The sequence below is a fragment of the Sphingomonas sp. 28-62-11 genome (assembly GCF_002278865.1).
In the GTDB taxonomy this organism is placed as follows: domain Bacteria; phylum Pseudomonadota; class Alphaproteobacteria; order Sphingomonadales; family Sphingomonadaceae; genus Sphingomonas.
The window spans coordinates 38,271-48,828 of sequence record NZ_NCGB01000023.1; the positions used below are offsets into that span (position 1 = coordinate 38,271).

The window sequence follows — 10,558 nt, forward strand, 5'->3', positions numbered from 1 at the left end:
CTACAATTCGGTCGCCCTAATCAATTTCCAGAATCACCGCGTCCACCGCCAGGCTGTCGCCCGGCGCTGCGCTTACCGATTTCACGACGCCCGATTTCTCCGCGCGCAGGATGTTCTCCATTTTCATCGCTTCCACCACCGCGAGCGGCTGGCCGAGTTCGACCTTGTCGCCCGCCGAGACATCGAGCCGCATCAACAGCCCCGGCATCGGGCAGAGGAGGAAGCGCGACAGATCGGGCGGCACTTTCTCGATCAGGTGGCGCGCATAGGGCGCGACATGGGCGGGCAGCACGCGCGCGACATGGCTCGCGCCGCGCGTCGTCAATTTGAAGCCGGTGCGCGTCCGGGCGATGCGGACGATCAGCGGCTCGCCGTCGATCTCCGCCTCCACCACCCGGTCGCCCGGGGTATATTCCATCGCCAGATCAAGCGGGGTGCCGTCGACGGTGATCTCGTCTTCATCGAGTTCGATATTGTGATCAGTGCCGCCGATCCGCACCGTCCAGTCGGCGGGAGGCTGGAGCCGGTCACCGAGCTGGCCATCGGCGCGCCGCGCCCGATCCGCCTCGGCGGTGGCGGCGAACGCTGCGATCGCGGCGAGCGAGCGGAGCAGATCGGGGCCGGCAGGCGCGCCGTGAAACCCTTGCGGATATTCCTCGGCGATGAAGCCCGTCGTGATGTTGCCCGATCGAAACCGCGAGTGCTGCATCAGCGCGGAGAGGAAATCGAGGTTATTCCCCGGCCCTTCGATCTCGAAAGCATCGAGGGCGGCGATTTGGGTATCGATCGCGTCCAAACGTGTCGGCGCCCAGGTGATCAGCTTGGCGATCATCGGATCGTAGAAAATGCTGACCTCGCCGCCTTCGCGAACGCCGTCATCGACGCGGGTGTAGGGCTGCAGGCTGTCGCCGTCGGATGAAGAAGAAGCTGGATCCCCGCCTTCGCGGGGATGACGGGACAGGGAGTCGTAAGGTGTCCCCTCGCTCTCCGGCGGATTATACCGCACCAGCCGCCCGGTGCTGGGCAGGAAGCCGCGATACGGGTCCTCGGCATAGACCCGGTTTTCGATCGACCAGCCGTTGATGCCGATATCGGCCTGCGTGAAGGGCAACGCTTCGCCCGCCGCGACGCGGATCATTTGCTCGACCAGATCGATGCCCGTAATCGCTTCGGTGACGGGATGCTCGACCTGGAGCCGCGTGTTCATCTCAAGGAAGTAGAAGCTCTCCCCCGTCGTGTCCGCGCCCGAGACGATCAGTTCCACGGTGCCCGCCGAATAATAACCCACCGCGCGGGCCAGCGCGACGGCCTGCTCGCCCATGCTTTTGCGCATCTTCGGCGTGACAAAGGGCGACGGTGCTTCCTCGACCACCTTCTGGTGGCGGCGCTGAATGCTGCATTCGCGTTCGTTAAGGTAAAGGATGTTGCCGTGCTGATCGCCGAGGAGCTGGATTTCGATGTGGCGCGGGGTTTCGATGAATTTCTCGATGAAGACGCGGTCATCGCCGAAGCTCGCCAGCCCCTCGCGCTTGGTCGCCTCGAAACCTTCGCGCACGTCCTGCTCGGAATACGCCAGCCGCATCCCCTTGCCACCGCCGCCCGCCGATGCCTTCATCATGACGGGGAAGCCGATGTCCTTGGCGATCCGCACCGCCTCATCGGTATCGGCGATTTCGCCGAGGAAACCCGGCACCACATTGACCCCCGCCGCCTTGGCAAGCTTCTTCGATTCGATCTTGTCGCCCATCGCGGCGATCGCGCCTGGCGGCGGGCCGACAAAGGCGATGCCCGCATCGGCACACGCCCGCGCAAAGCTCTCGCGCTCGGATAGGAAGCCGTAACCGGGGTGGATGCAGTCGGCGCCGGTCGCCTTGGCAGCAGCGAGGATGAGATCGGCCTTGAGATAGGATTCCGCTGCGGGTGCCGGGCCTAGCCGCACTGCCTCGTCGGCCATCAGGACGTGGGGAGAGCGCGCATCGGCATCGGAATATACCGCAACGGTTTGGAGGCCCATGCGCTTCGCCGTGCGGAACACGCGGCAGGCGATTTCACCACGATTGGCGACCAGGATTTTCTTGAGCATTATCGGTGATCCGAATTTGAAGGCGCACGAAGCGCCAAGAAAGCCAGTGCGCAGGTTGCGATGGCGAACACGAGAGATACTCCGGCGAAGAACAGTCCGAATGGCGCAACACATTCGGCCCAAAGGTTGCCGAACTGGTCGCAGCGCGACGCTTCCCGATCGGCCATCGTCATTACAACCAAGCCATAGCAAGCCCAAGCAATGAAAAGCGCCAACAGGGCAAGTGCTCGTTGCTTCGTCACGCCGCCAGCCTGAGCTTCAATTCTGCGTCACCCCGGACGTGTTCCGGGGCCCACTCCTCCACCGACAACGCCATAGCTTGTTGCACGGTGGGCCCCGGAACACGTCCGGGGTGACGGTTGGGGTTTGGGGTGGAGCTGGTCACGCTGCCCTCACCCCAGGCGCGCCACGCAACAGCCCTTCGGTGCTCAGATCCTCGTCGATCTCGGGCCAATGAATACCATAACCCGCGCCGGCCTTTTCCCAAGCCGCCCGCTGCGCCTGCGTCGCGTGCAGCAAGCGCGGATACCAGGCGAGCGGCACCGAAATCGTCCGTCCGTCCATCAAATCGACGATCAGGCTTGCATCATCAAATCGCACATCGAGAACGCCCTCGTCGGTGACTTTAGCCGAAATATTCATGCCATGCCTCCAACAGCAAAGTCCTGTTGCCCTCAACCATGGCGACAATGCCACCAATTTCGTGCGCCCGGAAGCCACGGCTCTTGGCGACTTCCAGCGATTCCAGCCACACCTTAATGGTCGCCTCGCCCCGATCGACATGGATGTGCGGCGGTTCGTTCGGCTCGTGACTGTAGAAGTAAAAGCGAAATCCGCCGATCCGCAGTACTGTCGGCATTCACTTCCCCACCACCGGGTACAGCGCCCGCAGCGCCGCCAGCGCGGCACCGTGATAGATCGTCGCATGGGTTTCGTCACGGCGCGGGGCGTAGGTCCAGTCGAGCGTTGGCGGGGCGCTTGCTTTCAACGCAGCAGCAAAACCATCCACGCCCATGCCCTTTTCATCGGCGACGGTCAGCCACAGCCAACGTCGTTGCACATCACCCGCCCGCAACAAGCCCGGCGCCAGCGCGGTGAGCGATTCATTGTCCCACCACAGGCTGGGGCTGATCGCGATGTAGCGATCGAACAAGGCGGGCGTGCGCAGCAAGGTTTCAACCACGAACAGTCCGGCGAGCGATTCGCCGATCAGGCCGTCATCGCCGCTCGTGCGGTAATGCGCAGCGACCCATGGCTTCACCTCATTTGCAATGTACCGCCGGAACCGCGCCGATTGGCCCGCGGTCGGATAATCCGCCTTCAGCTTGGCATCGCTCGTCGGAAAGGCGAGTTCGTTGCGGCGATCGACCGTTTCGATCCCCACCACGATCACATCCTGCGTCGTACCCACGATCGTGCCGAGCTGCGCCAGCCCGCTGATGTGGTGGAAATCCTGCTCCACCCCGCCATCGAGCAGGTAGAGCACCGGATAGGTCTTGCCGCTGGTCGCATAGCCCGGCGGCAGCCAGATGTTGAGCGTGCGATCCGCGCTCATCACCGCCGAGGGCAGGCGATAGGATTGGCCGATGACGATGGGGGTGCCGGATTGAGCAGCTGCCGGCGCAGCGACCGCCAGCAGCAACAGCATCGTGAGCAATCGAACGATCATTGCTGAGCCGCGAAGTCTTTAAGCCACTTGGTGCGCTCGCGCGTCATCGCGGCCTTGCACCCATAAAGCAGCATCGGCTGCGCACTGCCCCCGCGCATTTCCAATGATTCAGCGGCGCATTGCGCATCGCGGAAAGCGATCCAGGCGCGCTGGGAATCAAGCAGCCCATCGGCATAACGGCGTTCGGCGACGCTCATCGGCGGGCTCTCGACGTCACGCGCTTTTGCCTTGGCAAGGGTGATCTTCCACTGCGCGTTCAACGCTGCGTCGGCACGCTTATAGGCTTCGGCTGCACACATCGTCATCGCCGATTGCGAGATGGCGTTGTCGCAAGGCTCGGCGGGCGCTGCGGCGGCGAGGAGCAACAGCGCGGCAATCATTCCGCTGCCACCGCCCGCATCGGCTCCTCACCCTCCATCGGGCGCAGGCCGAGCTTTTCGAACATCGCGCCATCGGCACTGTCGCCGCGGTTGCCGGTGGTGAGCAATTTGTCGCCCGTGAAGATCGAGTTCGCGCCTGCCATGAAGCACAGCGCCTGCGTGGCCTCGCTCATGCTTTCGCGCCCCGCCGACAAGCGCACCATGCTGAGCGGCATCGTGATCCGCGCGACGGCGACTGTCCGCACGAATTCGATATCGTCGATTTTCGCCAGCGGCGTATCGGCGAGCATATCCCCGAGCACCGTGCCCTTTACCGGTACCAGCGCGTTGACGGGCACGCTTTCCGGGTGGCGCGGCAGCGTGGCGAGCGCATGGACGAAGCCGACGCGATCCGACCGGGTTTCCCCCATGCCAACGATCCCACCGCAGCACACATTGATCCCGGCCGCACGGACATGCTCGAGCGTATCGAGCCGATCCTGGAAGGTCCGCGTGGTGATGACGTTGCCGTAATTCTCCGGCGAGGTATCGATATTGTGGTTGTAATAATCGAGCCCGGCATCGGCGAGCTGGCGCGCCTGATGCGGCTCGAGCATGCCGAGCGTCATGCAGGTTTCCAGCCCCATCGCCTTCACGCCCGCCACCATCTGCACCACCGCGTCCATGTCGCGGTCCTTGGGGTTGCGCCAGGCCGCCCCCATGCAAAAACGCTGCGATCCGCTCGCCTTGGCCTCGGCGGCGGCAGAAAGGACGGTTTCGACCTCCATCAGCTTGTCGGCCTTCAGCCCGCTGTCTGCGGACATGCTTTGCGAGCAATAGCCGCAATCCTCCGGGCAGCCGCCAGTCTTGATCGACAAGAGCGTGCACAGCTGCACCTCTCCGGCCGCATGATGCGCGCGGTGGACAGCTTGCGCCTGCCACATCAACTCGTCGAACGGCAGATCGAACAGATCGGCGATTTCAGCGCGGGCCCAGTCGGTACGGATCAATTGAACACCCTTCCAATTTCACTCATGAACATGCCCAGCCCGGTTGCGAACGTGGCAGTTGCGATCGATCGTTCCCACGCAAAAAACATACGCAACTTCTTGCCCGTTTTTCGATGGTCGATGATATGGTTCATCGCACCGAACCCCGCTGTCGCAGACATTGCAACCAGCACGAGACCAATCACGATCATCGTGCCCCCTCTGCCGCCCTGAATCCAGGTGAGAATAGCCCCCAGCGCCACCAGCGCGATTGTGCTGAGATGCTTGAAATAATCATATTCGAGCAGCAACCAATCGACGCGCGCGGCACCGCTGATCTGATCGTCCGGCAGTTCACTCATTCGGCAGCCTCCCGTTCGGGTGGCATATTATGCCCCAGCAGCTTTAGCACTTCGCCCGCCGCGTTGATAAGGTTCGTGCCCGGGCCGAAGATCGCTTGCACGCCCGCCTCACGCAGAAAATCATAATCCTGCGCGGGGATGACGCCGCCGACGATGACCTTGATATCGCTGCGCCCGGCATCGTGCAGCAGGCCGATCAGTTCGGGGATCAGCGTCTTGTGCCCAGCCGCTAGCGACGACGCGCCGACGACGTCCACGTCATGTTCGATCGCGAGTGCCGCCGCCTCACGCGGGGTCTGGAACAGCGGCCCGGGGACGATCTCGAACCCCAAATCGCCGAACATGCTGCTGACGAGATTGGCACCGCGATCATGCCCGTCCTGGCCCATCTTGGCGACGAGCATGCGGGGCTTGCGGCCCATCCGGCGCTCGGTTGCATCCACACCCTCGACCAGATTGGCCCAGCGTGCGTCATCGCCATAGGCACCGCCGTAGATGCCACTGACAGGGGTAGGGCTGGTGGAATGGCGGCCGAATACATCCTCCATCGCTGAGGATATTTCGCCGAGCGTGGCGCGGGCACGGGCGGCGTTCACGGCGAGGGCGAGGAGGTTCGCATTTCCGCGCGCCCCCTCCCGCAGCGCATCGAGCGCCGCGCGACACGCGTCCTCGTCGCGCGCGGCCTTCACCCGCTCGATCCGCGCGATCTGCCCGGCGCGCACGGCGACATTGTCCACGTCGAGAATGTCGATCGAATCCTGTTCGGCGAGCTGATATTTATTGACGCCGACGATCACATCCTCGCCGCGATCGACGCGGGCCTGGCGGGCGGTAGCGGCTTCCTCGATCATCGCCTTGGGCCAGCCCTTGGCGACAGCGTTCGCCATACCGCCCTCACCTTCGACGCGCTCGATGATCGCCCAGGCCTTGTCGACCAGTTCACTCGTCAACGCTTCGACATAATAGCTGCCACCAAGCGGATCGACGACCTTGGTGATGCCGGTTTCCTCCTGCAGCACGATCTGCGTGTTACGCGCGATGCGCGCCGAAAAATCAGTGGGAAGCGCGATCGCTTCGTCGAGCGCATTGGTGTGGAGCGACTGCGTGCCCCCCAACGCCGCCGCCATCGCCTCAACCGTGGTGCGGATGACGTTGTTGTAGGGGTCCTGCTCGGTGAGCGAGACGCCGCTCGTCTGGCAATGCGTGCGCAGCATCTTGCTCCGCTCGTCCTTCGCGCCGAGATCGGTCATCACCCGGTGCCACAGCGTCCGCGCCGCGCGCAGCTTTGCCACTTCCATGAAGAAGTTCATGCCGATCGCGAAGAAGAAGCTCAGCCGCCCGGCGAACGCATCAATATCGAGCCCTGCCGCCATCGCCGCCTTGGCATATTCGCGCCCGTCGGCGATCGTGAACGCAAGCTCCTGCACCTGGGTCGCGCCGGCTTCCTGCATGTGATAGCCGCTGATCGAGATGCTGTTGAATTTCGGCATGTTGGCCGATGTATAGGCGATGATATCCGCAATGATCCGCATCGAAGGTTCGGGCGGATAAATGTACGTGTTGCGGACCATGAACTCCTTCAGAATGTCGTTCTGGATCGTGCCGTCGAGCTGCGCCTGCGGCACGCCCTGTTCTTCGCCCGCGACGATGAAGAAGGCGAGGATCGGGATCACCGCGCCGTTCATCGTCATGCTGACGCTCATCTTGTCGAGCGGGATGCCGTCGAACAGGATCTTCATGTCCTCGACCGAATCGATCGCGACGCCGGCCTTGCCGACATCGCCGGTGACGCGGGGATGATCGCTGTCATAACCCCGATGCGTGGCGAGATCGAACGCGACGCTCAGGCCCTTTTGCCCGGCGGCGAGATTGCGACGGTAAAAGGCGTTCGAGGCCTCAGCGGTCGAAAAGCCCGCATATTGCCGGATCGTCCAGGGCCGCCCCGCATACATCGACGCGCGCACCCCGCGGGTGAACGGCGCGAAACCGGGGAGGCCGGGATCATCGCGCACGTCAGCGGCGGTGTAGAGTGGCTTCACCGCAATCCCCTCCGGCGTGTGCCAGGTGAGATCGGCGCCTTTCACTTCCTTGGCGGCGAGGGCCTGCCAGTCAGCGAGGGTGGGTTGGGTAGGAGATTCTTCGCTCATTCCGTATCCCTACCCGTTCGTGTCGAGCGAAGTCGAGACACCCTGCGCAGCGCTTGCGGCACGTCCCTCGATTTCGGCCGAAAAGGCCGAAGCCCGCCGAAGGGCTCAGGAGGAACGGGGGAGTTTAGGCCCCCTTGAACACGGCCTTGCGCTTTTGCAGGAAGCTCACGGCGCCCTCGACCGCATCCGCCGTCTGGCCCGCGATCGACTGGCGATCGGCCTCGCCCGCCATCGCGGTGGCGTAATCGCTCTCCAGCGCTGCAGCCAAGCCCTGCCGCATCAGCCCCAGTGCGACCGTCGGACCAGCCGCAAGCCGCGTCGCCAGTGTCATCGCCTCTTCCAACAGCACTGCATCGGGCACGCATTTATACACCAGCCCCCATTCGGCCGCCTTGGGGCCATGGATGCGCTCGCCGAGCAACATCATCTCGGTCGCGCGTGCCTTGCCGACCAGCCGCGCGAGCATCCACGAAGCCCCGCCATCGGGCACCAGCCCGATATTGACGAACGCCTGCAGAAAGTAACCGCTTTCGCCCGCGATGCAGAAGTCGGCGGCCAGCGCCAGGCTGCACCCGATACCCGCCGCCGGGCCGTTGACCGCGCTGACGATCGGCACGCTGGCGTTCGCGATCTTGAGCATGGTGGGGTTATAGCTGTTGGTGAGCGATTGCTTGGCGCGATCGGCAGGCGATGCTTGGCTCTGATCACGCCCGGCAAGGTCAGCCCCCGAGCAGAATGCCCGTCCCTCGCCCGTGATCAGCACCGCGCGCGCGCCATCCAGATTCTCGAGCGCGTGGCCGATTTCCACGAACATCTGCGGCGGTGCTGCGTTGAGCCGCTCGGGCCGGTTGAGGGTGAGGACCAGCACATCGCCCTGGCGCTCGGCACGGATCATTTCATAGGTCATCGCGCATCCCCTCTTCCCGAATTGCATCGACTGGTTTTCAAGGCGCAGTATGCTGGAAAATCGCCCTTGATGCAACCAGCGCTCTAGGTTTCGAAGATCGGGTATGGCGCAACAAATGGCGACGCTACGGCATCCCCGCGCTTCCCGCGCGTCTCAATGCCCCTTCGGCGTTTCCATGATCTCGGTCAGCACGCCGCCCATGTCCTTGGGGTGGACGAAGAAGATCAACGTGCCATGCGCCCCGATTCGCGGCTCGCCGAGCACCTTGGTGCCCTTCGCCTCGAACCACGCCTTGGCCGCATGGATATCGGGCACTTCGTAGCAAACATGATGCTGCCCCCCCGCCGGATTCTTGGCGAGAAAACCGTGGATCGGTGACGCCTCCCCCAGCGGCTCGATCAGTTCGATCTGGGTGTTGGGGGTGTCGACGAAGCACACTTTCACGCCTTGTGCGGGCAGATCGAACGGGGCGTGGATCTTCGTCGCGCCGAGGACGTCGCGGTACAGCGCGATCGATGCTTCGATCGACGGCGTCGCGACGCCGATATGATTGAGGCGGCCGAGTTTCACTTTTACCTCTCTGCCTTGACGGGTTTCGGCACGACACCGAATTCATAGCCACACGCCGTCAGCACATCCTTGATGCCGCCGCCGCCATTCGGCCCGTCGAACGTGAGCGATACCGGCGTCTCGCCATCAGTGGTGGCAATGGAGATCGTCTTCGCCCCGTTCATCGCGACGGTCAGTTGCGTGACTGCCGCCGTCGCTCGGTTCATGATCGCGGTGCCCGGAAACTCCCAAGGCGTAACGATTGGCGCGCCGCCATCGATGCCGACCGATACGGCATGGTCCGGCGCAGCGGCGATGCCCGCGCGGATGCGCATTTGAATTGACACCACCGGTTCCGCCACTCGGTCACACCGAACCACAAGCCGCGCATTACGATCCGCCGTCATCACAGAGGCCGACACCGAACTCGGGCCTCCCGCCGGATCGGCGCGGGCCACCGGTGTCCATGGTGCTACAGGTGGTTGCGGCGCGGGCGGCGCGACAGTCAACTGAAGAAGCGCTATCAATACAGCAACCATCGTTATTTCCTTCAGCGCTGCGAATGGGCGTTGTTCAGCATTTAATATTGATAGCAAACAGGTATTTATAACGGAATATTATCATGCTTCTTCCACGGGTTCTCCAGCTGCTTGTTCCTCAGCTTCCGTAACCCCAGCGCCACCCGCCGCCGCGTCGAGTGCGGCTGGATCACCTCATCGATGAAGCCTTTCGATGCCGCCACGAACGGGTTCGCGAAGCGCGCCTCATATTCCGCCGTCCGCTCGGCGATCTCTTCGGGCGTTTTCCCGCGGAAGATGATCTCGACCGCGCCCTTTGCGCCCATCACCGCGATTTCGGCGGTTGGCCACGCGTAATTCAAATCACCGCGCAGATGCTTTGAGGCCATCACGTCATACGCCCCGCCATAAGCTTTGCGCGTAATCACCGTGATCTTGGGCACGGTCGCCTCGGCATAGGCGAAGAGCAGCTTCGCGCCGTGCTTGATGATGCCGTTCAGCTCCTGCGCCGTTCCCGGAAGGAAGCCCGGCACGTCGACAAAGGTCAGAATCGGAATCTCGAACGCATCGCAGAAGCGCACGAAACGCGCCGCCTTTTTTGATGAGTTGATGTCGAGGCACCCGGCCAGCACCATCGGCTGGTTCGCGACCACGCCCACGGTGCGCCCCTCGATCCGCCCGAAACCGGTGATGATGTTGCCCGCATGCGCCGGTTGCACCTCGAAGAAATCGCCCTCGTCGAGCGTCTTTCGGATCACTTCGTGCATGTCATACGGCTGGTTGGCATTGGCCGGGATCAGCAGGTCGAGACTTTCCTCGAGCCGGTCCCACGGGTCCGCCGTCGGGCGCTCGGGCGCGGCATCGCGGTTCGATGCAGGCAAGAAGTCCACGAAGTCGCGGGCCGCGAGCAGCGCTTCGATATCATCATCGAACGCAACATCGGCGACCCCCGACTTCGTGGTATGCGTCACGGCA

Annotated in this window: 12 protein-coding genes; all 12 read right to left on the reverse strand. The window is 63.4% G+C overall.

Annotated features, from left to right (window positions below; genetic code table 11):
- Window positions 1-16 precede the first annotated feature (16 nt).
- Complete coding sequence (locus B7Y49_RS09710; protein WP_374127401.1) at window positions 17-2,086, reverse strand: acetyl/propionyl/methylcrotonyl-CoA carboxylase subunit alpha; 2,070 nt, start codon at window positions 2,084-2,086, stop codon at window positions 17-19.
- Window positions 2,087-2,464: 378 nt separating this feature from the next.
- Entirely contained in the window at window positions 2,465-2,725 is a 261-nt protein-coding gene (locus B7Y49_RS09715; RefSeq protein WP_374127387.1) for a DUF2442 domain-containing protein, read from the reverse strand.
- Window positions 2,709-2,942 carry a DUF4160 domain-containing protein gene (locus B7Y49_RS09720; RefSeq protein WP_374127388.1) on the reverse strand — a complete coding sequence of 78 codons (234 nt, stop codon included), beginning with the start codon at window positions 2,940-2,942 and terminating at the stop codon, window positions 2,709-2,711. The genes B7Y49_RS09715 and B7Y49_RS09720 overlap by 17 nt, the downstream gene beginning before the upstream one ends.
- The gene (locus B7Y49_RS09725; protein WP_374127389.1) at window positions 2,943-3,752 is read right to left on the reverse strand and encodes an alpha/beta hydrolase; all 810 of its coding nucleotides are present in this window, start codon (window positions 3,750-3,752) and stop codon (window positions 2,943-2,945) included. It abuts the gene before it with no gap.
- On the reverse strand, window positions 3,749-4,132 hold the full coding sequence (locus tag B7Y49_RS09730; protein ID WP_374127390.1) for a lysozyme inhibitor LprI family protein: 384 nt from the start codon (window positions 4,130-4,132) through the stop codon (window positions 3,749-3,751). Before B7Y49_RS09730 ends, B7Y49_RS09725 begins: the two co-directional genes overlap by 4 nt.
- The gene (bioB, locus tag B7Y49_RS09735) at window positions 4,129-5,118 is read right to left on the reverse strand and encodes a biotin synthase BioB (protein ID WP_374127402.1); all 990 of its coding nucleotides are present in this window, start codon (window positions 5,116-5,118) and stop codon (window positions 4,129-4,131) included. Before bioB ends, B7Y49_RS09730 begins: the two co-directional genes overlap by 4 nt.
- Window positions 5,118-5,462, reverse strand: a complete 345-nt coding sequence (locus B7Y49_RS09740; protein ID WP_374127391.1) for a hypothetical protein — start codon at window positions 5,460-5,462, stop codon at window positions 5,118-5,120. The genes bioB and B7Y49_RS09740 overlap by 1 nt, the downstream gene beginning before the upstream one ends.
- Window positions 5,459-7,609, reverse strand: coding sequence for a methylmalonyl-CoA mutase (gene scpA, locus B7Y49_RS09745; protein ID WP_374127392.1), 2,151 nt, complete (start codon window positions 7,607-7,609; stop codon window positions 5,459-5,461). The genes B7Y49_RS09740 and scpA overlap by 4 nt, the downstream gene beginning before the upstream one ends.
- Before the next feature lie 124 nt (window positions 7,610-7,733).
- The gene (locus tag B7Y49_RS09750; RefSeq protein WP_374127393.1) at window positions 7,734-8,516 is read right to left on the reverse strand and encodes an enoyl-CoA hydratase-related protein; all 783 of its coding nucleotides are present in this window, start codon (window positions 8,514-8,516) and stop codon (window positions 7,734-7,736) included.
- Between the two features lie 153 nt (window positions 8,517-8,669).
- Window positions 8,670-9,086, reverse strand: a complete 417-nt coding sequence (gene mce, locus B7Y49_RS09755; protein WP_374127394.1) for a VOC family protein — start codon at window positions 9,084-9,086, stop codon at window positions 8,670-8,672.
- Between the two features lie 2 nt (window positions 9,087-9,088).
- The gene (locus tag B7Y49_RS09760) at window positions 9,089-9,412 is read right to left on the reverse strand and encodes a hypothetical protein (protein ID WP_374127395.1); all 324 of its coding nucleotides are present in this window, start codon (window positions 9,410-9,412) and stop codon (window positions 9,089-9,091) included.
- Window positions 9,413-9,669: 257 nt separating this feature from the next.
- Window positions 9,670-10,558 (reverse strand): acyl-CoA carboxylase subunit beta (locus B7Y49_RS09765; protein WP_374127396.1); only part of this gene is annotated, 889 nt, incomplete at its 5' end.